23 protein-coding genes are annotated in these 26,386 nt (G+C 43.6%); 9 read left to right on the forward strand and 14 right to left on the reverse strand.

The features are described from left to right. The first annotated feature begins 3 nt into the window (after positions 1–3). Positions 4–1,971 carry a tetratricopeptide repeat-containing sensor histidine kinase gene (locus tag EZV76_RS01835; RefSeq protein WP_236640835.1) on the forward strand — a complete coding sequence of 656 codons (1,968 nt, stop codon included), beginning with the start codon at positions 4–6 and terminating at the stop codon, positions 1,969–1,971. On the opposite strand, the gene EZV76_RS01840 is transcribed toward EZV76_RS01835, so the two are convergent. Further along, positions 1,961–2,539 (reverse strand): DUF3109 family protein, encoded by a 579-nt coding sequence (locus EZV76_RS01840; RefSeq protein ID WP_136564881.1) that lies wholly within the window; start codon positions 2,537–2,539, stop codon positions 1,961–1,963. The two genes, EZV76_RS01835 and EZV76_RS01840, sit on opposite strands and share 11 nt — an antisense overlap. A gap of 121 nt (positions 2,540–2,660) precedes the next feature. Between EZV76_RS01840 and EZV76_RS01845 the strand changes: the two genes are divergently transcribed. Continuing rightward, complete coding sequence (locus EZV76_RS01845) at positions 2,661–3,245, forward strand: MarC family protein (protein WP_136564882.1); 585 nt, start codon at positions 2,661–2,663, stop codon at positions 3,243–3,245. An 8-nt stretch (positions 3,246–3,253) separates the two neighbouring features. After that, complete coding sequence (locus EZV76_RS01850; protein WP_136564883.1) at positions 3,254–3,457, forward strand: hypothetical protein; 204 nt, start codon at positions 3,254–3,256, stop codon at positions 3,455–3,457. Here EZV76_RS01850 and EZV76_RS01855 read toward each other — a convergent pair. From EZV76_RS01855 to EZV76_RS01870, 4 genes are all read right to left on the reverse strand, one after another. After that, entirely contained in the window at positions 3,454–5,085 is a 1,632-nt protein-coding gene (locus EZV76_RS01855; protein WP_136564884.1) for a S41 family peptidase, read from the reverse strand. The two genes, EZV76_RS01850 and EZV76_RS01855, sit on opposite strands and share 4 nt — an antisense overlap. 18 nt (positions 5,086–5,103) lie before the next feature. Then, entirely contained in the window at positions 5,104–5,541 is a 438-nt protein-coding gene (locus EZV76_RS01860) for a deoxycytidylate deaminase (protein WP_136564885.1), read from the reverse strand. An 87-nt stretch (positions 5,542–5,628) separates the two neighbouring features. After that, positions 5,629–6,213 carry a HupE/UreJ family protein gene (locus tag EZV76_RS01865; protein WP_136564886.1) on the reverse strand — a complete coding sequence of 195 codons (585 nt, stop codon included), beginning with the start codon at positions 6,211–6,213 and terminating at the stop codon, positions 5,629–5,631. A 64-nt stretch (positions 6,214–6,277) separates the two neighbouring features. Next, the gene (locus EZV76_RS01870; protein WP_136564887.1) at positions 6,278–7,015 is read right to left on the reverse strand and encodes a TerB family tellurite resistance protein; all 738 of its coding nucleotides are present in this window, start codon (positions 7,013–7,015) and stop codon (positions 6,278–6,280) included. A 123-nt stretch (positions 7,016–7,138) separates the two neighbouring features. On the opposite strand from EZV76_RS01870, the gene EZV76_RS01875 reads away from it, so the two are divergent. The 5 genes from EZV76_RS01875 (at position 7,139) to EZV76_RS01895 (ending at position 12,078) form a co-directional block, all read left to right on the forward strand. Beyond that, entirely contained in the window at positions 7,139–7,549 is a 411-nt protein-coding gene (locus EZV76_RS01875; protein ID WP_136564888.1) for a BrxA/BrxB family bacilliredoxin, read from the forward strand. 90 nt (positions 7,550–7,639) lie between these two features. Next, positions 7,640–8,377 (forward strand): lysophospholipid acyltransferase family protein, encoded by a 738-nt coding sequence (locus tag EZV76_RS01880; protein WP_136565531.1) that lies wholly within the window; start codon positions 7,640–7,642, stop codon positions 8,375–8,377. Beyond that, positions 8,374–9,033 (forward strand): HD domain-containing protein, encoded by a 660-nt coding sequence (locus EZV76_RS01885; RefSeq protein WP_136564889.1) that lies wholly within the window; start codon positions 8,374–8,376, stop codon positions 9,031–9,033. Before EZV76_RS01880 ends, EZV76_RS01885 begins: the two co-directional genes overlap by 4 nt. Before the next feature lie 55 nt (positions 9,034–9,088). Next, the gene (locus tag EZV76_RS01890; protein WP_136564890.1) at positions 9,089–10,513 is read left to right on the forward strand and encodes a Gfo/Idh/MocA family protein; all 1,425 of its coding nucleotides are present in this window, start codon (positions 9,089–9,091) and stop codon (positions 10,511–10,513) included. Between the two features lie 89 nt (positions 10,514–10,602). Next, a complete protein-coding gene (locus EZV76_RS01895) occupies positions 10,603–12,078 on the forward strand; it encodes a vanadium-dependent haloperoxidase (protein WP_136564891.1) in 1,476 nt (491 codons plus the stop codon). A gap of 18 nt (positions 12,079–12,096) precedes the next feature. Here EZV76_RS01895 and EZV76_RS01900 read toward each other — a convergent pair whose 3' ends face one another. From EZV76_RS01900 to EZV76_RS01940, 9 genes are all read right to left on the reverse strand, one after another. Then, positions 12,097–13,344: an RNA polymerase sigma factor gene (locus EZV76_RS01900; RefSeq protein ID WP_136564892.1), complete on the reverse strand. Its 1,248-nt coding sequence runs from the start codon at positions 13,342–13,344 to the stop codon at positions 12,097–12,099. A gap of 128 nt (positions 13,345–13,472) precedes the next feature. Continuing rightward, the gene (locus tag EZV76_RS01905) at positions 13,473–13,823 is read right to left on the reverse strand and encodes a YciI family protein (RefSeq protein WP_136564893.1); all 351 of its coding nucleotides are present in this window, start codon (positions 13,821–13,823) and stop codon (positions 13,473–13,475) included. A gap of 144 nt (positions 13,824–13,967) precedes the next feature. Further along, complete coding sequence (locus tag EZV76_RS01910) at positions 13,968–15,041, reverse strand: PA0069 family radical SAM protein (protein ID WP_136564894.1); 1,074 nt, start codon at positions 15,039–15,041, stop codon at positions 13,968–13,970. Positions 15,042–16,359: 1,318 nt separating this feature from the next. Then, positions 16,360–17,448 (reverse strand): hypothetical protein, encoded by a 1,089-nt coding sequence (locus EZV76_RS17170; RefSeq protein WP_201741809.1) that lies wholly within the window; start codon positions 17,446–17,448, stop codon positions 16,360–16,362. Positions 17,449–17,608: 160 nt separating this feature from the next. Then, a complete protein-coding gene (locus EZV76_RS01920; protein WP_136564895.1) occupies positions 17,609–19,159 on the reverse strand; it encodes a hypothetical protein in 1,551 nt (516 codons plus the stop codon). 27 nt (positions 19,160–19,186) lie between these two features. Further along, a complete protein-coding gene (locus EZV76_RS01925) occupies positions 19,187–19,969 on the reverse strand; it encodes an enoyl-CoA hydratase/isomerase family protein (protein WP_136564896.1) in 783 nt (260 codons plus the stop codon). Between the two features lie 44 nt (positions 19,970–20,013). Beyond that, positions 20,014–21,423: a sensor histidine kinase gene (locus EZV76_RS01930; RefSeq protein ID WP_136565532.1), complete on the reverse strand. Its 1,410-nt coding sequence runs from the start codon at positions 21,421–21,423 to the stop codon at positions 20,014–20,016. 170 nt (positions 21,424–21,593) lie between these two features. Beyond that, positions 21,594–22,139 carry a CopD family protein gene (locus EZV76_RS01935; RefSeq protein ID WP_136564897.1) on the reverse strand — a complete coding sequence of 182 codons (546 nt, stop codon included), beginning with the start codon at positions 22,137–22,139 and terminating at the stop codon, positions 21,594–21,596. A gap of 203 nt (positions 22,140–22,342) precedes the next feature. After that, positions 22,343–25,477, reverse strand: coding sequence for a VPS10 domain-containing protein (locus EZV76_RS01940; protein ID WP_136564898.1), 3,135 nt, complete (start codon positions 25,475–25,477; stop codon positions 22,343–22,345). A gap of 105 nt (positions 25,478–25,582) precedes the next feature. Here EZV76_RS01940 and EZV76_RS01945 point away from each other — a divergent pair, with 105 nt between their 5' ends. Beyond that, on the forward strand, positions 25,583–26,371 hold the full coding sequence (locus tag EZV76_RS01945) for a 3-keto-disaccharide hydrolase (protein WP_136564899.1): 789 nt from the start codon (positions 25,583–25,585) through the stop codon (positions 26,369–26,371). Positions 26,372–26,386 lie beyond the last annotated feature (15 nt).

Here is a 26,386-nt window from a genome sequence, read left to right on the forward strand (position 1 = left end):
CCCGTGCTTAAAATAGAGTCCAAACACATCGAAAATCTAGATCGACTGCAAAGGGCAACGCTATTCTTAATTTTAGGCATTTTGTTTTTTAGTGTTTCCCATGCACAGGAAATCCCCGAAGAGTTTAAGGAGAAAGTGGAACGGGTGGTTCAGTTAATGCCAAAAACTTATTTGGCTTTGGATACAGAGCTTAAATCTGAAAAAAGGGACACAACCTTACTACGTTATTTCGCCCAAGAGTCTAAAAAGGCAGCCTACTTAGAGGGAGAGGCCTATGCCCTGAATCAACTTGGCATGAAATACAGAAACATCTCCCAATTTAAAAAATCAGTAGACCTCCACGAACAAGCATTGGAACTGTCTGAAAAAGCCAATAATACTGAATTAAGGGTATTCAGTTTAAACATGTTGGGAGTGGTCTACCGACGCACCGACGCCATTAAAACGGCCTTGGATTACAACCAAGAGGCCTTGGAGATGGCCGAACAGGTAGAAAACCCTTCGCACCATATTAAAAGAAGCATTAATGTTTCCCTGAACAGCATTGGGAACCTCTATCAAACTTTGGAGCAGTATGACTTGGCTATACTACAATTTAAAAGAGCCCTAAAACTAGAGGAGGAACTTGGCAACAAATTGGGGCTTGCCATCAACCACCAAAACATTGGGGACTGTTTGGAGCAAAAGGGCGATTTAGAGGCCGCTCTGGAAAACTATAGAAAATCTTTGGCCTACAATGAAGAAATAAATTCTGATATAGGTCGCGTCATATGCAAAAACAGTCTGGCACAAATTTATTTAAAACAAGGCATGCCCTATGCCGCTATTGTTCTTTTGGAACCACTGCACCAAGAGTCCAGAAACATTGGGGATTTTTCCATTACTTCCTACGTTTTTATAAACACCGGGTGGGCCCATACCAAATTGGGGCAGTACGACAAGGCCAATGCATTCCTCGAAGAAGGGTTGGAAATGGCTAAAAGTCGAAACATTCCCAGTAACATACTCTACGGGTATCAGAAGCTTACCGAACTTGAAGAGGCGCGGGGCGATTACCGAAAGGCCTATGAATATTTTAAAAAAGCCGAGGAATACAACGATCAGATTTCGAACGCCACCAATCTGAGATATATGAACGATGTCATTGTCAGGTATGAGGCAGACAAAAAGAACAATCAAATTTCTGTTCTTGCAAAGGAGAATGAAATTGTTCGCCTAAGGTTGCGAAAAAACCAGACTACCTTATTGGTAAGTGCACTGATCGTTGGGCTTATTTCTTCCATTCTCTATATTCTATATCGACAATATCAAAGTAAGAACGAGAAAAGAGTCCTTTCTTTGGAACAGAACATGCTTCGGAGCCAGATGAATCCCCATTTTCTGTTCAACTCATTGAATTCCATAAAACTTTACATCATCAACAACGAGCAAAAAAACGCCGTTCACTATTTGAATAAATTTTCCAAGTTGGTCCGTAAGATTTTGGAAGCCTCGTCCCAAAAAGAAATTACCCTCGCCGAGGAACTGGAGACGGTTGAACTGTATATGAACATTGAGAATATCCGGTTTTCCAACGAAATCGATTTTAGGATCAGTGTAGACGAAAATGTATGTCCCACCAGCATAAAAATGCCCTCCTTGGCTTTGCAGCCTTTTTTAGAAAACTCGTTATGGCATGGACTTTCCCCAAAAGAAGGTGAAAAGAAAATCCATGTGAACGTTAAACGAAAAAATCAAAGTCATGTCTCCATAGAAATAGTGGACAATGGTGTGGGTAGGGGCGCTGCTGAAGTGAACAAAGAAAATAGGGTGCTCAAAAGAAAATCGGTGGGAATCCGAATCACAAAAGAACGTTTGGCCAACTTTTCAAAGGATTACCAGAACAAGTTCGATGTGGATATTGTAGATCTTTTTGATGAAAGCGGCAATTCAATCGGTACCAAAGTCATTTTGGACATCCCTACGATTTAGTGGCTTGGTTTCCAGACGCCACTTCTTCCAACTCATTGTACCACTCCTCTCCAAATTTTCGAATCAGGGCTTCTTTGACAAATTTATATACCGGCACTTTTAACTCCTTTCCAAGACTACAGGCAGGGTCACAGATTTCCCATTTGTGATAGTTCACTGCCGTAAACTCTGAATATTCGCGGGTCCGCACGGGATAAAGATGGCAAGACACTGGTTTTTTCCATTTAGTGGCGCCATCTTCATAGGCCGCTTCTATGCCACATTTGGTAATACCATCCTCCGAAAAGATTACGTAGGCACATTCACTGTTATTTACCAACGGGGTCTCCCATTCCCCGTCTTCACCTTTCACAAAAGCACCTTGTTCCTCAATAGCCTTGATTCCCTCTGGTCTTAAATAAGGTTTTACCTCTTCGTAAATGTTAACCAAAATATCGGTTTCGGAATCCTCTACTGGAGCGCCATACTCCCCGCCCACACAACAAGCCCCTTTACAGGCATTCAGGTTGCAGACAAAATCGTTCTCCAGAATCTCTTCGGACACTATGGTTTTTCCTATTTGGAACATCTTATCCCCAGTTTTTTGGCAAAGGTACTCCAAAACCCAAAATTTGACATTTTCCAAACATTTTTATATCATCCAAAAGTCATTTTTACACGTACATTTGCAGATTGAAAAAAATACAGCCATGAATTTCAACTTTAAGGAAATCGTTACAGCCAGCATGATTCTATTTGCGGTCATAGATATTGTGGGTAGTATCCCTGTAATCATTGGACTGCGGAACAAGGTAGGACATATTCAATCCGAAAAAGCGTCCATTGTGGCCGCCTGTATCATGGTTGCTTTTCTTTTTGTAGGGGAAAGCATTCTAAAACTGATTGGCATAGATGTAAACTCCTTTGCCGTGGCTGGTTCATTTATCATCTTTTTCCTGGCCATTGAAATGATTTTGGGCATTACGCTGTACAAAGACGATGTGCCGGAAAGCGCCTCTATTGTCCCAATTGCATTTCCACTTATTGCCGGTGCCGGTACCATGACCTCACTTTTGTCCCTTAGGGCAGAATACTATGTGGAAAACATTATCGTGGCCATAGTTCTAAACATTATCTTTGTGTATCTGGTATTAAAATCCAGTGCCAAGATAGAGCGGGTGTTGGGCAAAAACGGTCTTAGCATTATCCGAAAAGTATTTGGTGTAATCCTATTGGCCATAGCGGTAAAGCTTTTTGCAGCAAACATCAACCAACTCTTTGAGCACGGACAATAAATTTGTTTATGAACAGAACATTCAGCATAATCCTTATCGTTTTGGCCTTGGGGCTGATTGCCTATAATGTAACTTTAGTGGATTTTGAAAACCCATTTCAAGGAGACAGTACCATTGCCTTGATCGGCATAGTGGCATCTTTGTGTGCGGTGGTGCTTCTTTTGATTTTTATGACTTCAAAGAAGATAGAGAAGAAGTTGAAGGACAACTAGTCTTGCATCTTAATGGTGGCCCCTACTTCGGGTTGTCCCAAAGTGGCCATATCCAATTCCAAGACTTTATTGAGCATGGAATCATGTTCCCCCTTGATTTCCGCAGATAAATTGGGAGAAAACAATTGTTCTGCAATATTGGCCTTTATGTAGGCTTTTATTTTCTCTTCTTGGGCATAGAAATCCAATTTGATTTTTCGATCCAGTACAAATTGGATGAACTCATCAAAAAGGATGTCATCCACACGGAATTCCTCCAAAAATTGATTCATATCATAAATGGCATAGCGGGTTCTATCCTCTTCCAAATGTTCAAAAACAAATCTGGAAAAGAATTGGTAGGTGTCATCCATACTTTCAATGGCTTCCTCCTCATTACTTCCGATAGGGACGAAAACATCGGGTATGATTCCACCTCCGCCATAGACAATTTTTCCTTTTGGCGTACGAAACTTTAGGGAATCTGCCACCTTAATGCTGTCTGCCGAAACCAGCTCCCCATTTCTATACCGTTCCATAAATTTTTGATAGTAGTCCCGATGTCCTTTTTTATAGGATTTTTGAATGGACCTACCTGTTGGGGTATAGTATCTGGATACGGTCAGGCGCACGGCGGAACCATCACCTAAATCCATTTCACGTTGTACCAATCCCTTACCAAAGGAACGTCTTCCCACAATGGTTCCTATGTCGTTATCCTGAAGCGCCCCTGCAATAATCTCACTTGCCGATGCAGAACGTTCATTGATCAATACATATACTGGTTTGTTCTCAAAATCCCCTTTGCTGGTTGCATAGGCCTTTTTTACTCTTCCCTTCTTGTTTTTAGTGAAGAGAATCAACTTATCATCTTCCAAAAACTCGTCTGCCAATTTCTCGGCAATACCCAGATAACCACCGGGATTGTCCCTAAGATCAAGTACCAATTTTTCCGCTCCTCGCAGTTTTAGTTTTTTTAGGGCATCCTTAAATTCTTTGAAGGTCGACTCAGCAAAGCGATTGATTTTGATGTACCCCATATCTTTGGTGAGCATATAATACGCATCCACACTTCGGATAGGCACATGGCCGCGGGTAACCGTGATATCCAGGGTTTTGTTTTCAGCTTTTCGGAAAACTTTAAGATCTACCTTGGTGCCAATCTTACCCTTGAGTTTGGAGACCACCTCACTATTGGGTACGCGTCTGCCAAAAAGAGTGTCGTTGTTTGCCGTTAAAATGCGATCCCCAGCTTTAATGCCGCTGATATGGCTTGGCCCATTTTTTATGGTCCGTATTACCGTGATGGTATCCTTGAACATATAAAAACTTACCCCAATACCGGCAAAGTCTCCTTTCATGTTTTCTGAAACTTCATCCATTTCACTTTTAGGGATGTATACCGAATGCGGATCTAACTTGCCCAAGATATTGTTCACGGTAACATCAACAATACTATCGGTATCTATTTCATCAACATACTCATAGTCTATATAATCTATAAGCCTGTTAAGTTTGTCTTTTTTGGAATTGGTTGAGAATAGCTTTTCGGGAGTATCATTAAAATGAAGTTTCCCACCTATAAAAATTCCTATGGCTACGGCAAGAGCAAGCAATGTGGGCCATATATATCCATTAATTTTCTTCATAATAGCAAGAGTTGAGGCTTACACCATTTCCTCCAGAATGGGCATGTGTACTATTTCAACACCGGCCCGTTCCAAAAATTTCAATCCTGAGTCATCTTTGTATGCAGTTTGGTACACCACACGTTTTATGCCAGACTGGTGCACCAATTTGCTGCACTCCCTACATGGAGACAAGGTAATGTACAAGGTAGCGCCCTCACAGGATTGGGTTGAGGAGGCCACCTTCAATATGGCATTGGCTTCAGCATGAAGCACATACCATTTGGTATACCCTTCATCGTCTTCACAGATATTTTCAAAGCCGGTGGGTGTTCCGTTGTACCCATCAGAAATGATCATTCTATTCTTTACGATAATGGCCCCTACTTGTCTTCTTTTGCAATAGGAAAGTTTTCCCCATTCCAAGGCCATCCGCAGATAAGCTTTGTCGTACTTTTCTTGTTTGCTCTCCTTCATAAAATCCATTAAATAAGTCGAGAATAATTAAATATACCCGCTTTGATAGACCCGTACAACCTTATTCGATTAATTTTAACGAAGGGCCTACATGGGAAACGTTGCAATGAGCAAGGGTATTGTAATGGCAATCACCAAAATAGAGGCGACGGCAATAAAAATGGCCCTTTTCACCTTCAGTACATCCAAAACCACAAATGCCAAGGTCAAAATCACCAAGATTATAGTGACTTGGGAAAGTTCTATTCCAGTTGCAAAGCCCAACAATGGGGTAATCTTGTCTTCCTCTTCCGCCATGAGCATTTTAAAATAGTTGGAAAACCCAAAACCATGGATCAATCCAAAAAAGGCTGTAGCCAAAAGGTGCAGATATAGTCCCACTTGCATTGCCTCTCTAAACACATAGGTAAAATTAAAGAGAGCGGTAAGCAAAATGGTAACGGGGATGAGAAACTCAATAAGGCTTACATCAACCGTAAAAACCTCGTATACCGAAAGTGCCAAAGACACACAATGGGCAATGGTAAATACAGTCGCCAAGATCACTACACGTTTCCAATGTTTAAATGTAAAGGGAATGGCCAAGGCCGATAAGAACAAAATATGGTCGTATGCCCCAAAGTCCAAAACGTGGTTAAGCCCCAATTTGATATAAAACAAGAATTCTTGCATACTTATCTATTTAAATTTTAAGCCAGCTTCGTCCTAACTCCTAACTCCTAACTCCTAACCAAACCTATGAAATCCCACGTTCCTTCTGAATGGTCTCATAGGCCTTTTGTACTTCCTTGAACTTCTCTTCGGCCCCTTTTTGAATGGCTTTATCTTCGGTCACTACACGATCCGGATGGTATTTTTTGGCCATGGTTCGATAGGCCTTTTTTACCTCCTCATCGGTAGCGCTCCTTTCTATCTCCAAAATCTTGTAGGCATTATCGGCAGATTTAATGAACATGGCCATGATACTTTCAAAATCATGCATCCCCACCCTAAGGTACCCGGCAATTTCCCGCAATTTGGAAGTCTCTGCCTGACTTACCTGCCCATCGGCCTGGGCGATCCCGAACAAAAAGTGTAGCAATTGTAACCGCACTTCGTAACGGGTACGTTGGACCATATAGGTACAAATCCGTTGGGCAGAGATTTCCCTTTTCTTGATCACTTCATTGAACGTTCTGAAAATAGCATTGGCCTTTTCCTTTCCGTAGGTGCTCAAAAAATATTGTCTAACATAGTCCAACTCACGTTGGCTCACCTGTCCATCGGCTTTAATGATAATGGAGCACAGAGAGAGTAGATTCAGTTCAAAATCGGCCGGGGAAACACTCTGGCGGGTAAAATCCTGAAAAACACTTCTTGATGATTTTGACGAGCCTCCAAGCCCATCCAATATACTGCCCACAAAAAATCCCAAGACCGCCCCAACGATTCCTCTAATAAAAAATCCAATTAAGGCCGCAACCCACTTGATCATCCTACAAAAAATTAAAGCCCAAATATAGGGCTTTGTGCAAGAAGCTATACCTTACACAATGTTAAGGAGCATGAAAATAAACCAACAAAACCGTATCTTTGAACTTTAATTAAAAAGTAGTCTATGTATCCTGAAGAATTGGTAAAACCTATGCGTGCAGACTTGGCAACCGCCGGGTTTGAAGAACTATATACAAGTGAAGCTGTTGAGAACGCCCTTAAGCAAGAGGGCACCACTTTGATCGTGGTCAATTCGGTTTGTGGTTGTGCCGCAGCCAATGCGAGACCAGCGGCCAAATTGAGCCTTCAGAATTCCAAAAGACCGGACCATTTGGCGACCGTATTTGCTGGAGTGGACACCGATGCCGTGAATACCGCAAGAAACCACATGGTTCCTTTCCCTCCATCATCGCCAAGTATGGCCCTGTTTAAAGATGGGGAGTTGGTTCACATGATCGAGCGACACCACATTGAAGGCAGACCTGCTGAGCTTATCGCTGAAAATTTGATGGAAGCGTATAACGAATTTTGTTAAATATCCCTTCTATCCAAAAAACAAGCCACCCTTAAAGGGTGGTTTTTTTATTTTTACACGCTACCACTAACTGAACATCCGAAAATGACCATTGTTAAATTGTTTTCCTATCTACTTACCTCACTATTCTTCATTTGTTTTGGATTGGTTTTGGTCATTTTTCATCCCATCCAATGGGTCTGCCTAAAGATTTTTGGGTACAATGCCCATAAAGCAAGTGTTTCCATCCTCAATTGGCTCATTATGCGATGCACCAACCTATTGGGCACCCAATATAACTTTGAAAACACCCACAATATTCCCACAAATAGACCTTTGATTGTGGTTTCCAACCATCAGAGCATGTACGATATCCCTCCTATTATTTGGTACATGCGAAAATATCATCCCAAATTTGTAAGCAAAATTGAACTAGGCAAAGGTATCCCAAGCGTCTCGTTTAACTTGAGGCATGGTGGTTCGGCATTGATTGATAGAAAAGACCCCAAACAGTCCATTGCCGAGTTGCAAAAATTGGGCAAGTATATTGAAAAGCACAACCGGAGCGCGGTGATTTTTCCTGAAGGAACCCGCAGCAGAAATGGTCTTCCCAAACCGTTCAGGACCACTGGACTGAAAGTGTTGATGAAAAATGCCCCTTCCGCCTTGATAGTACCCATCAGTATTAACAACTCTTGGAAATTGCTACGCTACGGAAAATTTCCCATGGGATTGGGCTCCCATCTCAAATTCAAAGTGCATCCGCCTGTAGAAAACAAAGGGAATATTGATGAGCTAATTGCTCAAGTTGAAGCCACCATCGCTTCTGGAATAACCAAGGAAAAATGAATCACGACCAACTTATACAAAACACTATTTCCTTCGTAAAAAAAGAATTGGAAAATGCAGAAGGAGGCCATGATTGGTTTCATATTCAACGTGTCTTCAACACAACTAGATTATTATCCAAATATGAGAAGGTAAATATCCTAGTTGTGGAACTCGCAGCATTGTTGCACGACATTGCCGACCCCAAATTCCATCAAGGGAATGAATCCATAGGCCCGGAATTGGCCAAAAAGTTTCTGCAATCCCAACAAGTGGACAAGTCCGTTATTGACCATGTGGTGAACATCATCCAGCATATGTCCTTTAAAAACAGCTTGGAGAAAAATAAGTCAACCTTCACCTCCAAAGAACTTGAAGTGGTCCAAGACGCCGATCGTCTGGACGCCATTGGCGCTATAGGTATTGCCCGAACCTTTAATTATGGAGGCTTTAAAAATAGGGCGATGTACGACCCCAACATTCCTCCCAATCTCAACATGACCAAAGAGGAATATAAGGCATCCAAAGCCCCGACCATTAACCATTTCTATGAAAAGCTACTACTGCTCAAGGACCGCATGAACACGGAAACTGGCAAAAAACTGGCATTACAGAGGCACCAATTCATGGAGGACTATCTAGATCAGTTTTTTGGTGAGTGGGGTGGCCATCGATAACACTTTTGTCTCTGACAGTTTTTTGTATCTTGTAATCGCAATCAAACCTAACAAAATGCAAAGAAGAAAATTCATTCAAAATGCCGCGGCGGCCTCCGCTGCGTTTTCCATTGTGCCCAGCCATGTTCTGGGCAAGACCCATGTTCCTCCCAGTGATACGCTTTATGTTGGTGCCTTTGGAGTTGGAGGTAGGGGAAGCGGAGTAATCGGTGGGTTAAATGAAACCGGCAAAGTAAAATTTGTGTCGTTCTGCGATGTAGATGATAGACGCGCCAAATCTACTTATGAGCGTTTCCCTGATGTAAAACGATACAAAGACTTTAGAAAAGTCTTCGATAAACATTTGAATGATATTGATGCCGTTATGGTAGCCACTCCCGATCATACCCATGCTGCCATAGCACTTCCATTTATGCGGGAGAAAAAACATGCCTATGTTGAAAAGCCCTTGACCCACAATATCCATGAAGCCCGCTTGATGACCCAAGTGGCCAAAGAGAATGGTATTGTTACCCAAATGGGCAACCAAGGAGCTTCCAGTGATGACAGCCGTATTGCTCGCGAGTGGGTAGAATCAGGAATTATTGGAAAGATCCATACCATTGATTGTTGGACCAACCGTCCTGTGTGGCCACAAGGAGTTGCCGTACCAACGGAAAAACAACAGGTGCCAAAGGAACTGGATTGGGATTTATGGTTAGGCCCTGCCGCCATGCGGGATTATAATGAAGCTTACCTGCCATTTAAATGGCGTGGTTGGTGGGATTTTGGAACAGGTGCTTTGGGCGATATGGGCTGCCATATCATGGAAACCCCTTTCAGCGTGCTTGATTTAGGATATCCTACTGAGGCAGAAGCGAGTTGTACTACGGTTTGGGTAGGCGATTTTGTGGAGGCTGATTATAGCCCTTCTTGCCCTCCCTCATCAAAAATACATTTGAAATTCGACCATGAATACCACGGAGATATTGCCTTGAACTGGTATGATGGTGGTTTAATGCCAGATTTACCAGACGAACTAAAGGATGGCGAAATGGTAGGCAACAGGGATGGTGGAACCATCATGTATGGCGAACGCGGTATTTTGGTTTGTGATACCTACTCGCAAAACGCACGCCTGCTGCCAACAGATATGATGGATCTTTACAAAACACCTAAAGCAAAATACCCAAGAGTACCAGGTAGTATGGGCGGTCATATTGCCAACTTTGTGGATGTATGCCTCAACGGCGGGTCCACTTCTTCAGACTTCTCAAAAGCAGGTCCTTTGACCGAAACTGTACTTATGGGCAACTTGGCTGTAAAAGCCTATCAATACAAAGTATTGAAAGAAGGTAAAAAGGTTGGTGATTGGGATCCATACGATTACCCTGGAAGACGTAAACTTTTCTGGGATGGTGAGAACATGAAAATCACCAATTACGACCAAGCCAACGAATGGGTCACTAGAGATTATCGTAAAGGTTGGGAATTATCATAATTTTCAAAATTACTACATTGCACGGTTGATATGGGCAACAAATAGCCCATATCTCTGTGATTTTCACTTAGCTAAACAACATATATGTGATGAAAAAAGCATTTTTATTGCTATTTGCTTTGGTAGTGGTTATTGCCTGTAAACAAAGCGCCAAAGAAAGCCAAAATACAGTGGAAGCGACCCAACCCTTGGGAGCTGAAAACCTTGCATACCAATGGAGCCAAATGGCCATCACGGCTACGGCCAACGACACTGAAAAATTCAAACCAAGACCAACCATAACCTCTAGGTTTTTGGGGTTGATATTTGTTTCCGTCTTTGACGCATGGTCCCGTTATGACGAAAAAGCCATTCCCGTTTATTTAGAAGGCGTGGAAAGGCGCCCAATAGATGAACAAACCTTAAAAAACAAGGAAATTGCCATTAGTTATGCCGCTTACAGGGCCATGAACGAATATTATTATTCGGACAAGGAACTCTTTACCGATTTTATGAAAGAGCTTGGCTTGGACCCCAACAATGAAAGTTTGGACCCCAATACCCCCGAAGGCATTGGAAATTTGGCAGCCAAGGCTGTCATTGAGGCCCGCAAAGGAGACGGCGCCAACCAATATGGTGAAGAGGAAGGCTCCAACGGGATACCCTACTTCAATTATGTGGGATATGAACCTATAAATTCCGTTGACAACAACGTGGATCCCAACCGCTGGCAGCCCAAATATTTTTCGGATGGAAAAGGAGGAAAATTTGCCCCAGGGTGCCTTACCCCTTTTTGGGACAGGGTAAAACCCATATCAATGAAATCCGGAGATCAGTTTCGACCTGGACCTCCTCCACAGATTGGCTCTGAACAACTTGAGAAAGAAGTGCAGGAAGTCATTGAAATGCAGGCCAACCTAACCGATGAACAAAAAGCCTTGGTGGAGTTCATGCGGGACGGGCCACAATCGGTACAACAAGCAGGACACTGGTTGAAGTTTGCCCAAGAAGTATCCATTAGGGACAACCACACCTTAGATCAAGATGTGAAAATGTTCTTTTACAACCAAGTGGTGGCCATGGATGCTTTCATTGCCTCATGGGACAGCAAAATGTTCTATGATTTTGCCCGACCTTTTGCTTTGGTGCATGAATATTACGACCAGCAGAAAATCAAAGCTTGGGGTGGAGTCGGAAAAGGGATGATCGAGATGGACGGCAACCAATGGCGCCCCTATTCTCCCGATACATTCTTGTGCCCACCATTCCCTAGTTACACCTCGGGCCATAGCACCATTAGTGGGGGTTGTGCCGAAGCATTGAAGCTTTGGACAGGCAGTGATGAGTTCGGCTCTGAAGTGGAACTCGTGGCCGGCTCCCTTACCGAACCAGAAAACCTTGGGGACACTGTAACCCTTAAGTTTCCCACGTTTACCAAAACAGCCGAAATGGCGGGAATTTCAAGAGTACTTGGCGGGTATCACATCCAAGCGGATAATATTGCCGGATTGGAACTGGGCCGCGATGTGGCACACGAGGCTTGGAAATTTTATAAAAAACATGTTGGGGAAGAAGAAGGTATGTAGCCTATGCCCTAAAGGGCGTTAAGCTTCCATTTTCTTCCAATAATGGTTTTTGACCAATTCATTTTCGGTGAGTGAAATGGCCTTTTCCAAAGCAGCTTTTTGTTGATCGGGTTTTCCTAAATCGGACCAAAGTTCGGCTTTGATGGCATGGAACAGTGCCTGATTGGCAAAATCGCTTTTTTGCTCCAATTGCTCCAGTTCTCCGAAAGCTTTTTCGGCACCATGGATTTTGGTAAAGGCAATTATACGATGTAGCGCCACCATGGGTGATGGCTCCAGTTTTAATTGTAGGTCATATAGATAAAGTATGTTCTTCCAATCGGTCTCACCAAATGTTTTGGACGTAGAATGATAGTACGATCGGGCCGCTTCCAAATGGTATTTGGAAGGGGTCCCATCTTTGGTTCCCGCATTTTCTAAATGTCTTATGCCTATTGTAATCAATTCTTGGTTGTATTTGCTGCGATCCTGATATTCCAAGGTCACCAACTCACCTTTATCATCCAATCGGGCATCAAAGCGGGAAGCATGAAAGCACATCAAAGCAATCAAAGCTTCCAAATTGGGGTGTTGACAATAGGTATTTTGCTGCATCAACAAGGCCAAACGCAAAGCCTCGTAGCAAATATCCCTTTTAATAATCAAGGTGCCCGAAGTGGCTGCATAGCCTTCCGAAAACAACAGATAAATAACCTGTAATACACGAAACAAGCGAGACTGTAACCCCATCTCCACAGGAATCTTGAGCATTTTAACCTCTTCCCGGAATTTTTTCTTGGCCCGAGTAAAGGATTTGGCTACCGCTTCCTCCTTTTTCAATAAGGCTTCTGCCAATTCCTTATTACTGAAACCGCCAATGAGTTTTAAACTCAACACTATTTGATGTTCTTGCGAAAGCGTGGGGTGGCAACAGGCGAATATCATTTTCAATTGACTGTCCGAAAGGGTAGCATCCAAAGTGGGATCGCCATTTTGCTCCGTACCGCTCAGTTGGGGCAATCGTTCCGTATCTTGAAGGTTCATTTTTTTGTCCCGCCGCAATACATCAATCAGCCGATTGCTCGCCACCCGGTACAACCATGCCGTGGGGTTATCTGGAACGGATTTGTAGGCCCACACTTGCATGGCTTTGATAAAGGTATCTTGGGTGGCATCCTCGATCTGTTCCAAATGGGAAGTACCAAACTTATGGGTCAATAGGGCCACCACTTTCCCATATTCCTGTCTAAAAAGGTGTTCTATGGTTTGATGGTGGTCGTGTGGCATTACTGTTCAATTGAGGCTACATTCTTCAATAAGTCATTTCGAAAGAATGTGGGAAATCTAAATGATAAAATTGCCATAAGAGATTTCTCGTTTCACTCGAAATGACCTGCTATTTTAATTTTTTAAAATCAGTGCTCCATGGAAAGGATTTCGCGAACCTCCACAAAGCTTCCCTCATAATCAAAAATGGGGCAGCCTTTGGAAATTTCCACCGCCTCGTCATAGTCCTTGGCAGATACGATCAAATATCCCCCCACCATTTCTGCTCCTTCCGCAAAGGGGCCATTAGTGACCACTTCACCTCTGTTGTGGACTACTTTTCCATCCTTTCCCAAAGGGAGTCCGTCCAACAGCTTTCCCTTTTCCTTTAAGCCTCCCATCCATGCGCCCCAAACTTCCATATGGGCTTGTTTTTCTTCTTGGGACAATTTGTCAAAGGCTTCATCCCCACCTCTGAATAGATACAAAAAATTACTCATGACATTTCGTTTTGTGTCCTTTTTCGGGACTGGTTATACATTGTCTTCATCCTAAGGACGAAAACGCAACCCCTATTTGGACAGTTCTTTAAAAATAGTTGAAAAATAGATTTCCCCGTCGCATACGACTTCGAAAAGACCACATCAAAATAATTTCATCTGCCCGTTCTTGTAGGGTTCGTGCAAATCGGTCCGCAATCTAGGAAACTGCCTGTTCTTAAAATATTTCTGACGGGCCAAGTGGGCCATATCGTGAATCTGTTGGGCAATTTTTCCCTCTCCCCTGCTTCGAATCCCAAACCGGCTATCGTTTATAGATCCTCCGTGACAGTCTTGAATCAGGTGTAAGACTTTTTCGGCCCGATCCGGTAGGGCTTTTTTGATCCAATCGGTAAAGATTTGTCCAATGGCACCATTCAACCGTACTACCGTAATGGCAAACGAACGGGCACCATGATCGGCCACGGCTTTGGCCAAAGGCAAAAGCTCATGACTGTTGATGCCCGGTATCATGGGCGCCAACATAGCATTGACTGGAATGTTGTTCTCGGATAGGACCTTAATGGTCTTCAACCTTTTTTGGATGGAAGCCGTCCTTGGTTCCAGTTTTCTTCGGGTTTTTTCCGAAAGGGAGGTCACCGAAACATTGACCCCCACCAATTGATGGGCATTGAGCTCCTTTAAAATATCCAAATCTCGAAGGACCAATGCGTTTTTAGTGATTATTCCCACTGGATGACGGTATTTTAGGAAGACTTCCAAGCATTTGCGTGTAATCTCGAACTTTTGCTCGGCGGGCTGGTAGCAATCCGTATTGCCCGAAAGCACAATGGTGCAGGCCTTCCAGTTTTTGTGTTTGATCTTGGCCTCCAACAGTTCCGGGGCCGCCTTTTTGACCAAAATCTTGCGTTCAAAATCCAAGCCCGCGCTATACCCCCAATACTCATGGGCATTGCGTGCATAGCAATAAATACAACCATGTTCGCAGCCTTGGTAAGGGTTCATGGAGTATAGCATCCCCACATCTGGGCTATCTACCTTGTTTACAATGGTCTTGGGAAAGATGGGTATATATTGGGTCTTGTTGCTCTCGGCCTCCTCTCCCTCCAAACGGCAGAACTCCAGAAAATCTTCCCGCATTTCATACACATGCTGTAAAAACTGATTGGGTGTATTTTTCTGGGCTCCTCTGCCCTTTTGGTATTCTTTGGGTTCCATGTTTTTGGATTTATTCCAAATTTATGGATTATTTCCTTTGATTGGCTTTGGGTGAATGTTAAAAGGGGAAGGGGGAAAGGGGTGATGGGTCAAAGGTGAAGGGTTGATAGTTGATAGTTAATGGTTGATGGTTAATGGTTGATAGTTGATGGTTAATAGTTAAAAGGCATAAAACTGTCATGCTGAACTTAGTTCAGCATCGCATTGAACTGTTTCCAAAAGGATGGGAACCTGAAAGGGATTCTTCGCTTCGCTCAGAATGATAAGGCCATAAGCGTTCTCGACTGCGCTCGAACTGACAAAGGTAACAGAAACTTAGATTGTAGAAGTATTCAAACCGTACTCAGGACAGCGTCAGAAATGGGATGGAGTCTTGACGTCATTTCGAGTGCAACGAGAAATCTCATCATATTTCACCAATAACTTTTAGATTTCTCACTCCCGACAACCATCGGGATGTTCGAAATGACTTGAGGTCCTGAATATTTGGATTTCCCACTTACGCCTTGGACTACCCTTCGGCTGCCCTTTCAGCTTCGCTCAGGATGAAAGCTCAAGGCAAGGGTCAGAAATGAGATGAGGTCTCGGCGTCATTTCGAGTGCAACGAGAAATCTCATCATATTTCACCGATAACTTTTAGATTTCTCACTCCCGACAACCATCGGGATGTTCGAAATGACTTGAGGTCCTGAATATTTTGATTTCCCACTTACGCCTTGGACTACCCTTTTGACTTCTCCTTCGGCTGCCCTTTCGGCTTCGCTCAAGGCAAGGCTCAGGACTGGGTTCTCGACTGCGCTCGAACTGACAAAGGTAACAGAAACTTAGATTGTAGAAGTATTCAAACCGTACTCAGGACAGCGTCAGAAATGGGATGGAGTCTTGATGTCATTTCGAGTGCAACGAGAAATCTCATCATATTTCACCGGTAACTTTTAGATTTCTCACATTCGTTCGAAATGACTTGAAGTCCTGAATATTTGGATTTCCCACTTACGCCTTGGACTACCCTTTCGACTTCTCCTTCGGCTTCGCTCAAGGCAAGACCCAGGACTGGGTTCTCGACTGCGCTCGAACTGACAAAGGTAACAGAAACTTAGATTGTAGAAGTATTCAAACCGTACTCAGGAAAGCGTCAGAAATGAGATGGAGTCTTGATGTCATTTCGAGTGCAACGAGAAATCTCATCATATTTCACTGGTAACTTTTAGATTTCTCACAGCTCCTTCGACTTTGCTCAGGACAGGGTTCGAAATGACACAAAAAGAAAGAGCCCCGGACGGGACTCTCTCATTAGGTATGTATGGAAAATTGAACCTAATTGGCTTCTTTGGCCGCAAAGTAACGGAACAAAGGTGCCATTTTTTCTTCGTAAGACATGTTGTCCCAGTCTTTGGCCTTGCTGCTTGGGGCCATCTTCGTAGTCGCAGGATTTGCCTCCGTGGTTTGCACTACCAATAAAGGCCTTAGATCTACATTGTCATGTTCGCTAGAAAAGAACGTAATTGAAGCTGATCCTGCGTTTGCTTCAGTTGTTAATCTCAACCGCATACCTTTATTAAGGTTATCTGGGTCGCCACAAATCCATTTGGTTACAAAATCACGTGGCAAAGGAATCGCAATCCAACCCATATTTTGAGAAGTCGTGGTGATTAAAGGCATGTAATGAGTGTAACCATCGGAACCAGGAAATGGATTTGTATCCCATAAACTTCCAGCTCCTGTTAAAAAACCCCAAGTATCAACTTGATTGGCAACAGTCCATGAAACATCGGCCTCCGAAAATAACGGGTCTCCATCTTCATAGAAACCAAGATGTATGTACCCTGGAATAGCACTGGAAGCAGTTGAACTTCCTGCATATAGATATAGTATAACTTGGTCTACCCTATAACTATCCCCACAATTGGTATTGTCGGTATCAAACGCAGTATTTACTTTATCGGAGATATCATCAAACCTCAGAAGAGAAAATCTCCTAAGATTCGGATTTTCCAAATCTTCACGAATAGCTAACGTCCCGTCATTGCCATCTGCTTCACCTAGGGGGCTGATTCGGGCATCCTGTGTCCCTGTATAGTTATTATACCCATTTTGAAAATAGAACTCCATATTGGGTTTGTCGCTACCGTCTTGGCCATCATTTCCCGGGGCGCCTTGGCAGTCCAAGGCATTTACTTCTCCATCGTTGTTAAAGTCTTCTGTATCGACATCGGCCATACCGTTGCCGTTAAGATCCCAACAAGCAAGACCGTCTTTCCCAGGATCCCCTTTGTCTCCTTTCCCTCCTGTAACACTATCACCCTTATCTCCCTTGGGTCCTGGTTCACCTTGGTCTCCTGTACAAGAGGCCATAATTATGGACATTCCCAAAAGAGCCATGCCCAGTACTTTCATTGATTTCATAATTTTTTTGTTTTACCGTTATTAGAAACCAAAAGTACGTGGGGCCATTGGGTATTTTAGGGCCTAGTTGATGCATGCCCCTTGCCAATTGACGGATGGGTCTTTAGAATTGATAGATGCGAAGTGCGTGTGCGAATTTTCGGATGGGACCTGTTGTAGATCAGTTAAAATCTACCTTGACCAGTTGCTTTTTGCTGCCGCGTTTGGCATAGAAGAGCATATTGTCCCCACTTAGGTTCTTTAAGGGTTTGGAGACCATTAAGGGCAAACGGGCCTCTTGTTGGTCTATGATCTTTTCATAGTCCATTACCCCGTTTTGGTCCAAAGAGATCATAAAGACATTACGGTTACGGCTAAACCCTTGCTTAAAGATCAGACGTTCGTTGCCAATAAGTTGTGGATTGTCCGCTGCGGTGCAAATAAAGAAGTAGGTGTTACCGTCCTTGCAATAGGAGCTATAAGAGGCATAGTCGCCATCACCTTGGGTAACCTCGGTCTTGTTAATGTTGCGTACCCAGTCCATTTCGCCATTGGGTTTTAATTTGGCGCTTACGATGTCGTTATGGTGAAACCGTTCTGTTTTAATGCGTTGTCCTGCACCGGTAACCTCCATGCCCGTGGTAACAAAGTACTCTTCGGCATTAAAGAAAATCTCTTCCTGAGAATTTACATGCACCCCCTTAAATACCAAATTCTTGACCACCTTGTCCTCTTCCCTACCAAACTTGTCTTCCATAAATTGTAGGGAAAATGAGTTGTACTTTTTGGAATTGATGTCGAGGGAAGTTGGATCCACATCAAAATAGGCAATTCCGTTGTAGCGATTGTCCTTTCTATCAGCATAAAACCCAATACAGACCAGTCTGTTTTTAAATCGGACAGGATATAATCCCTCGGGATACTTCCCAGCGTCCACAAATGACTGTGTACTGCTTCCACCACTGTTAACCCTTATAAGTTCGTATTGGAACTTGCGCTCATCAACCTGAAAACGCTTCTTTTTAAAATAGGCTTTGCCTACAATATATGCGGTCTGAAGGTCCTGTGAGAAGGCCACGTTCTCAAAGGCATAATTCTTTTCTTCGATCTCATGGGAGAAATCGAACTCAAACTTTTTGTTCAGGGCCGTATCAAACAAATGGATCATGTGTTTGTTGCTCTTGCCCCTTTTATGGTGGGTACTGATTACAAAACCTCTTTTCTGCTCATCAAAAAGGATGGCGGTGGTAAACCCCTTGGAGAAGTTTCTATTGTAGTAGTTTTTGCCAACAGGGTCGTGTACTTCTTCCGAAGCAATGGAAAGTAACTTCTTCTCCTTAAAATCAAAAGTGATAATTGGGCTGGAATGAACCCAATACTCATATTCGCCCCTACCTTGGTTATAATTGAGGAACATAAGGTTCAATTGGCCATTTTTAAGGAACCCATCTACAAAATCGAGTCCCTTGAGCTTGTAATTATATTCCGTGACCAGCTCTAAATTGCTATTGTAATGCTCTATGAGATAGCCTTTGGGTTTTAGGATAAGTCCTTGGTAGTAAGCTCTCACCAATATGTAACCCCCAGTACCATCGTCATCAATGGTCAACAGGTTGGAATAGCGGTAGCGATCATTATACTTTTCACCAAAATTGTAGGAAACGGGCATTTTCTGGGCAACGCCCACTATTCCTATCAGAAGAAGACCTAATAAGGCTATTTTTTTTTTCATTGTAATTTGGGTTGGTCGTGCCAACGGTCAAGACCCAGAAAAATCTGCCTTGCGCTTTTCCAAAAAAGCCGATGTTCCTTCCCTGAAATCATCGGTACCAAAACAATGGCCAAAGGCATCTATTTCTGCGGCATAACCATCAACATCATACTTAAAACCAGCATTTACCACTTTTATTGCCTGTTTTACGGCCACGGCGGAATTATTCGATATCCTGCTTGCTATTTTGATGCACAATGGCAATAGTTCTTCTGGGGAGACCACATGGTTCACCAAACCGAAGGAAAAGGCTTTATCCGCATCGATCATACCGGCAGTCATGATCATTTCCATGGCCCTTCCCTTGCCTACAAGCTGTGGTAAGCGTTGGGTGCCTCCATAACCCGGTATAACCCCTAGAGACACTTCGGGAAGACCCATTCGGGCATTGGTGCTCGCCACTCTAAAATGACAGGCCATGGCTAGCTCCAGTCCTCCGCCAAGTGCAAACCCGTTAACGGCCGCAATTACAGGGGTGGAAAGGTTTTCCACAAAATCGAACAACCTTTTTTGTCCCATAGCGGCTAATTGGCGCCCTTCTTTTACTGAAAAATGGGCAAATTCAGAAATGTCCGCACCAGCCACAAATGCCTTTTCCCCGCTACCTGTGACAATGATGACCTTGGTGTCGGCATCCTCGTCCAACTCCTTAAAAGCCACATGCAGCTCCTCAATGGTGCGCTTGTTAAGGGCATTTAGTTTTTTGGGGCGATTGATGGTAATTGTACCGATGTTGTTCTCTTCCTCAATGTAGATGTTCTCGTAGTCCATGTGTTGTTTATTATGAGGCTCGATTGCGCTCGACCTGACTATTTCTAGGATTCTTTAGGAAATCTGACGGTAAACACGGTTCCCTTACCCACTTGAGAAGTAAAGTTAATGGTTCCGCCGTAGTTTTCCACAATGTTCTTTACCATACCAAGGCCAAGGCCAGTTCCACTGGATTTGGTGGTAAACTTGGGTTCAAAGACCTTTTGCCTGAACTCGTCCGAAATGCCCACTCCATTGTCTGCCACGGAAATCTTAACATTTTGGCCCTCACTGGATACGGTGACCAATATTCTGGGAGACTCCACATCAGGAACAGCCTGAATGGCATTCTTTACCAAGTTGGTGATGACCCTGATCAATTGGGTTCGGTCCAATTTAGCAATGATTTCATCCTCATCCGCAATAAAATGAATGTAATCTTCCGTAAATATTTCAAGGGCAAGCTTTACAATTTTAACCACGTTCAAAGTTTCGTTCTGTTGAGCGGGCATGTTTGCAAAACTGGAAAAAGCTGTAGCTATATTGCTCATGGTATCTATTTGCTGCACCAAAGTTTTTGAAAATTCCTTGACCTTGGTTTGGATCTCCGGGTCGTTGGGATCAAATTTGCGTTCAAAATTCTGAACGGTAAGCCGGAGAGGAGTCAATGGGTTTTTAATTTCGTGGGCCACCTGTTTGGCCATTTCACGCCATGCCTGTTCACGTTCGCTCTTGGCCAATTTTACTGCACTTTCCTCCAATTCGTCAATCATTCTGTTGTATGAATCCACCAATTTCCCAATTTCCAGCCCAGGATTTTCAATATGGATCTTTTCATTCTGTCGGGTAAGGTTGGTCCGGTTGATCTTATCGGAAATGGTCTGGAGCGAGCGGGTAATGTATTTTGAAATAAAGTAGGCAAGAAAAATGGCAGAGAGTAGCATAATCAAGTAGACCCCTCCCAAACGGAAGAGAAATTCAGTAAGCTCTTTATTGTTGAAGGTATTGTCCTCAAAATACTGAAGGTTCACTATACCAATAGGCTTAAACCTTGTATCATTGATGTAGGTATAGGTAGCTTGGTAATTGTCTCCGGCCGCACGCTGCTCCTGCACATACCGTTTGTCATCGCTGTCACGAAGGCGGTTCAGTATTTGTGCATCCAAACAATTGGAAATGGAATCGGCCTCAAAACTCGGTCTTGAGCTCTTGACCAAATTCCCCTCAAGGTCGTATATATTAAAGTTGACGTTTTGTACATCGGCGATCTTATAGATTTCATCCATAAAGATCAATTGCAGATTTTCCGAATTTACAGGGTAAGTGGTCTCCCGTATGGTGTACGAAATGCTCTGGAGTACTTGCTCTTCCTTGCGTTCCACCCTGTCTTCATGGTAGTCCCTTCCCTGCTCATTATATTGGTAAATGGTAACCCCTGCAATCAAAATGGAGGCAATGACCACCAACATGATCATGCTGAAGAATATCCGGGATCTTAGGGACAGTTTACTGAACAAGCTTACTTGGTTTAAGGTAAAATTACACAATTATCAAGCCAAATGAGGCACAAGAGTAAGTACAAGTTCAAGCTCAAAATTAGGTTCCTACTAATTTAACTGAGCTTGAACTTGATATTTGAACTTTCTTAAGCATTGGGATTCTTGTCCCGGATACGTTTATAAAGTTTAATGCCCAACATCAAAAGAATACCCAGCACCACAATACCAATAACCCCATAGATCCAATTAAAGGCACTTTTTAAAATCACCAAGAAGACAATGGCGAAGAGAATCAGGGTGGCACCCTCGTTCCAAATGCGCATGAATTTGGATGTATATTTTACCTCATTACGCTGTAGTTGCTTAAAAATTTGATGGCATTTAAAATGATATGCGAAAAGCAACAGCACAAATCCCAGTTTTACATGCATCCAAGGCTGTTGCAGCCATGAGGGCATCAGAATAAGCATCCAAACCGCAAACAGGGTGCACAGAATGGCCGAAGGCCAAGTTATGATATACCACAACCTTTTGGTCATCAACTTCAACTGGTCGGTCAGGATTTCCCGCTCCGGGGAAGGCTTTTGCCACGCTTCAATATGATATATGAACAAACGTGGAATGTAGAATAGTCCTGCAAACCAAGTGACCACAAAAATGAGGTGCAAAGATTTAATGTAAGGGTAAATCAACAGTACGCTCTTTTAACGATTTCAACCGAAGTGCCAACACCCCTCTTCCCCAATGTCATTTGCTGGAAAAAGGCTGTCGGCAGTCATCAAAGTTACGGCTCTTTGTTTAAGTCCGATGCATTATTGTATTCAATTCCTGTATCCTCCATAAGCAATTGATTGAAGCAAGACACCTAAATCTCGCTCCAACCTAAACATGCTTTCTATTCCTCTACACTCAAATAATCCAATCCTAATTGGTTAAATTCATTATTGAACGCATCAATCTCTTTGTCCACCAAAGCATCAAAAGCATTCAATTGTTCTTTTATCTTTCCTGAAAGTTCATTTTTTACAGCCATATCCTGTTCTGTTGGAGGGAAATCGTCTATGGACACCAAGCTGTTCAGGTGGGCCAGTTTATTGGTCAACCGTATGGGAAAGTTCAAGGGGTCTTGGTTGCTTCGGTTTTGGGTCTGATAAAGCGCCTTTTCAATTTCCCCAAAGTCTTCCTTCATTTTTTCGGCCTTTTCCACCAAGGCCTTGGTAGCTTCATTGTCTTTGTACTGTTTTACAAAAGCATCCAGCTTTTCATTGATTTTCCGGATTTTTTTGATGGATTGATGGGCCCTATCCACCGTTTCATTGATGTCGGTAATAAAATCGAACTGCTTTTGCATATCGGTCACGGAAACTTCCGCCCTTGGATCGGGAAGAATCTTAAACTCCTGGGTCTGATCGGCACCATTCACATTCAAGTGCACTTTATAGCTTCCCGGAACTGCTTTGGCACCATCCAAATTGGCCCACCAAAGAATCATTCCTTCCAATTTTTCCGCTCCTTTTCCTCGGGTATCCCAAACATGGGTATTGCCCCCTTTCTTGGGGGTAAGTTTTTTGTCCTTGTTCTTGGCATAGGTGCTATAGGAGGCCAAAGTATCCCCATTCATTTTGGTGTAGGTCAAGGCCACGCTGTCTTTTTCCGAAAGATTTTTGAGGTAAAAATGGGTGACCACGCCATTGGGATGGTTCTGCCCCTCGATTTTGGACGGGGTCTTGGCCACTCCCCCCTTGGTACGATAACTGTCCTTGGGATGGAACAAAATGGCCTCCGCTGATTTTTTGGAGGCATCCAATTGATGTAAAACGGTAAGGTCATCAATAATCCAAAGGCTTCGCCCCTGGGTGGCCACGATAAGGTTGTTGTCCTTAATGGTCAAATCGGTAATGGGAACAATGGGTAGGTTCAATTGGAACTTCTCCCAATTTTGTCCATCATTGAAGGAAATGTACATCCCCGTTTCCGTACCCGCATACAACAATCCTTTTCTTTTTGGATCTTCACGTACCACACGGGTAAAATGTTCATTGTTAATGCCACTGGTAATCTTGGTCCATGTTTTTCCGTAATCCGTGGTTTTGTAGAGATAAGGAGTGAAATCCCCCAATTTGTAACGGGTGGCAGCCACGTAACAGGTCCCTTCATCAAAAGCGGAGGGTTCAATGCTGTTCACCATACTCCACTCGAGCATGATATTGGGTGTTACATTTTCCCATGTTTTTCCTCCATCTTGGGTCACATGGATGAGTCCATCATCACTTCCTACCCACAACAGGCCTTCTTTTAAAGGACTCTCATTGGCGGCAAAAATGGTACAATAATATTCCACACTGGTATTGTCCTGTGTTATGGGTCCACCACTGGACACCAATTTTGAAGGGTCGTTTCGGGTAAGATCATCGCTCAACAAAGTCCAACTTTGCCCTTCATTGGTACTCATATGCACATGGTTGGAAAAGGTATAGAGCTTTTTGGGATCATGCTTGCTGAATATGATCGGGAAGTTCCATTGAAAACGGTATTTCATTCCCTCGGCGCCGTAACCCATTGGGTTATCCGGCCAAACGTTGATGCCCCTAACAGTTTTGTTTTTGTGATTGACGCGAGTCAGGAATCCTCCATAACTACCTCCGTACACAATATCATCATTGGTAGGGTCTACTACAATGTGCGCGGATTCGCCTCCGGCAGTTTCTTCCCAGTCGTCCTCTCCTATGGAATTGTCATCACTCCGATGGTTGATACGCAAAGTGGAATTGTCTTGCTGTGCCACATAGATGCGGTACGGAAAGGCATTGTCCGTAGTGACCCTATAAAACTGGGCAGTAGGTTGATTGTAATAGGTACTCCATGTTTCCCCACCATCATAACTGATCTGTGCGCCACCATCGTCCCCAATGATCATCCGTTTTGAGTTCTCTGGAGCGATCCAAAGATCATGGTGGTCACCATGTGGTGCATTAAAGGTGTTGAAGGTTTTCCCGCCATCCGTACTTCTATGGTATTGGACATTGAGCACGTAGACCACGTCCTCATCTTCCGTATCGGCATAGACACGGGTGTAGTACCAAGCCCTTTGGCGCAGTTTGCGCTCCTCGTTTACGCGGGTCCATTTTTTTCCTCCATCATCTGAACGGTACAAGCCTCCTTTTTCCTTGTTTTCCACAATGGCCCATACCCTTTCACTGTTTTTGGGGGATACGGTCACGCCAATAATCCCCAAAGTATCTGTTGGGAAGCCATCATTCTTTGAAATCTCTGTCCAAGTCTCTCCGCTATCGGTACTTTTCCAAAGTGCAGAACCTTCGCCACCACTACTCAAGCTATATGGGGTACGTTGCACCCTCCATGTGGAAGCATACAATATTCTTGGGTTGTTGGGGTCAAAAGTCAAGTCTACAGCACCAGCATGTTCATTCACAAAAAGAATCTGTCTCCAAGTTTTACCGCCATCAGTAGTCTTATATATTCCGCGTTCTTTGGTGGGTTTATAAATATTGCCCATTACCGCGGCATAAACGATATCGTGGTTTGTGGGATGTACCTTTAATCTAGGGATATGCCTTGTGTTTTCAAGTCCCATGGATAACCATGTTTTTCCACCATCTTCAGTTTTCCAGACACCATATCCAGAAGACACATTCCCCCGAACTGTTTTTTCACCTCCCCCAACATAAATTACATTAGGGTCACTTTTGGCAACTTCAACCGCACCTATACTTCCTCCAAAATAACCATCGGAAATATTCTCCCATGATCGACCTCCATCCGTGGTCTTCCAAACCCCACCGCCAGTGGCACCAAAGTAAAAAAGGTTGGGTTCCCTGGGCACTCCTGTGACGGCAGCCGATCGACCGCCACGAAACGGACCGATCAATCGATATTCCAAACTGGAATAGATTTCCTCAGGATATTCTGGAGTGGTTTGGGTTTTCTTTTTTCGTTGGGATTGAACAGTAGCAACGCAGAGTGTGAAGGTAAGCAACAGCATACCCATTTTGGAAAAGCAAGTCTTCATTTTCAAAGTGTTAATTAGTCGTGTCTAAATGTAATGAAAAAGCAAGAAAAAAGGTTTCACAATATTTTGTAATTTAACTCCCTCATTTAAATCTCAACCCTCACTATGCGAAATTATTTTGGGCTCATCGTTCTTGTCGTTCTGATGGCAGCCTGCAAAAACCAATCAAAATCCCAAGAAGAACAAACAGCACAAACGCCAGAGCCAAAAGAGTCCGAATGGATTTATCTTTTTGATGGCACCAGCACCGAAGGCTGGCGCGGTTACAACATGGACTCCCTGCCTCCAGGCTGGATCATTAAGGACAGCACCCTGACCTTTGACACAGAGTTGGGTCTAGAACAAGACTATAAAGGTGGAAAAGACATTATTTATGGGGCCGAGGAGTTCGATAATTTTGAGCTCTATCTGGAATGGAAGCTTCCCGAAGGGGGCAACAGCGGTATTTTCTACCACGTTAAAGAAGGCTACGACGGTCCACCCGTAGTATCACCCGAATATCAGCTCATTGATGATGAAAACTATGCCCGCATCCATGACCTTACGGCCTACAACACCAGTCTGGGCTACACCGATAAACCTGAAGAGCTCAAGCCCTTGCAACAGACCGGGGCCGATTACGCCATGCACCCCCCGAAGGCCGATAAGACCCTACATCCCGTTGGGGAATGGAACAGCTCCAAGATCGTCTTCACCCCCGAAAAAGTAGAGCACTGGCTCAATGGCGAATTATTGTTGTCATTTGTTCCATGGGACGAGGCTTGGCATGAAAAGAAAAACTCGGACAAGTGGAAGAACAGTCCTGACTACGGAAAATTCAAGACAGGGTTCATTGCCTTGCAGGACCACTCCAGCCCAATTTGGTTCCGAAACATCAAAATAAAAAAATTATAATCAGCTAAAACCAAC

Source organism: Flagellimonas alvinocaridis, from assembly GCF_004916895.1.
GTDB classification, from domain to species: Bacteria; Bacteroidota; Bacteroidia; order Flavobacteriales; family Flavobacteriaceae; genus Flagellimonas; species Flagellimonas alvinocaridis.

Bases quoted from the DNA above. Each gene is read 5' to 3' on its own strand.
- EZV76_RS01850 (WP_136564883.1), top strand. From the start codon at position 3,254: ATGAACAGAACATTCAGCATAATCCTTATCGTTTTGGCCTTGGGGCTG.
- EZV76_RS01945 (WP_136564899.1), top strand. From the start codon at position 25,583: ATGCGAAATTATTTTGGGCTCATCGTTCTTGTCGTTCTGATGGCAGCC.
- EZV76_RS01845 (WP_136564882.1), top strand. From the start codon at position 2,661: ATGAATTTCAACTTTAAGGAAATCGTTACAGCCAGCATGATTCTATTT.
- EZV76_RS01905 (WP_136564893.1), bottom strand. From the start codon at position 13,823: ATGAGTAATTTTTTGTATCTATTCAGAGGTGGGGATGAAGCCTTTGAC.
- EZV76_RS01840 (WP_136564881.1), bottom strand. From the start codon at position 2,539: ATGTTCCAAATAGGAAAAACCATAGTGTCCGAAGAGATTCTGGAGAAC.
- EZV76_RS17170 (WP_201741809.1), bottom strand. From the start codon at position 17,448: ATGAAATCAATGAAAGTACTGGGCATGGCTCTTTTGGGAATGTCCATA.
- EZV76_RS01865 (WP_136564886.1), bottom strand. From the start codon at position 6,213: ATGCAAGAATTCTTGTTTTATATCAAATTGGGGCTTAACCACGTTTTG.
- EZV76_RS01875 (WP_136564888.1), top strand. From the start codon at position 7,139: ATGTATCCTGAAGAATTGGTAAAACCTATGCGTGCAGACTTGGCAACC.
- EZV76_RS01940 (WP_136564898.1), bottom strand. From the start codon at position 25,477: ATGAAGACTTGCTTTTCCAAAATGGGTATGCTGTTGCTTACCTTCACA.
- EZV76_RS01870 (WP_136564887.1), bottom strand. From the start codon at position 7,015: ATGATCAAGTGGGTTGCGGCCTTAATTGGATTTTTTATTAGAGGAATC.
- EZV76_RS01910 (WP_136564894.1), bottom strand. From the start codon at position 15,041: ATGGAACCCAAAGAATACCAAAAGGGCAGAGGAGCCCAGAAAAATACA.
- EZV76_RS01855 (WP_136564884.1), bottom strand. From the start codon at position 5,085: ATGAAGAAAATTAATGGATATATATGGCCCACATTGCTTGCTCTTGCC.
- EZV76_RS01920 (WP_136564895.1), bottom strand. From the start codon at position 19,159: ATGAAAAAAAAAATAGCCTTATTAGGTCTTCTTCTGATAGGAATAGTG.
- EZV76_RS01930 (WP_136565532.1), bottom strand. From the start codon at position 21,423: ATGATCATGTTGGTGGTCATTGCCTCCATTTTGATTGCAGGGGTTACC.
- EZV76_RS01890 (WP_136564890.1), top strand. From the start codon at position 9,089: ATGCAAAGAAGAAAATTCATTCAAAATGCCGCGGCGGCCTCCGCTGCG.
- EZV76_RS01895 (WP_136564891.1), top strand. From the start codon at position 10,603: ATGAAAAAAGCATTTTTATTGCTATTTGCTTTGGTAGTGGTTATTGCC.
- EZV76_RS01885 (WP_136564889.1), top strand. From the start codon at position 8,374: ATGAATCACGACCAACTTATACAAAACACTATTTCCTTCGTAAAAAAA.
- EZV76_RS01900 (WP_136564892.1), bottom strand. From the start codon at position 13,344: ATGCCACACGACCACCATCAAACCATAGAACACCTTTTTAGACAGGAA.
- EZV76_RS01860 (WP_136564885.1), bottom strand. From the start codon at position 5,541: ATGAAGGAGAGCAAACAAGAAAAGTACGACAAAGCTTATCTGCGGATG.
- EZV76_RS01925 (WP_136564896.1), bottom strand. From the start codon at position 19,969: ATGGACTACGAGAACATCTACATTGAGGAAGAGAACAACATCGGTACA.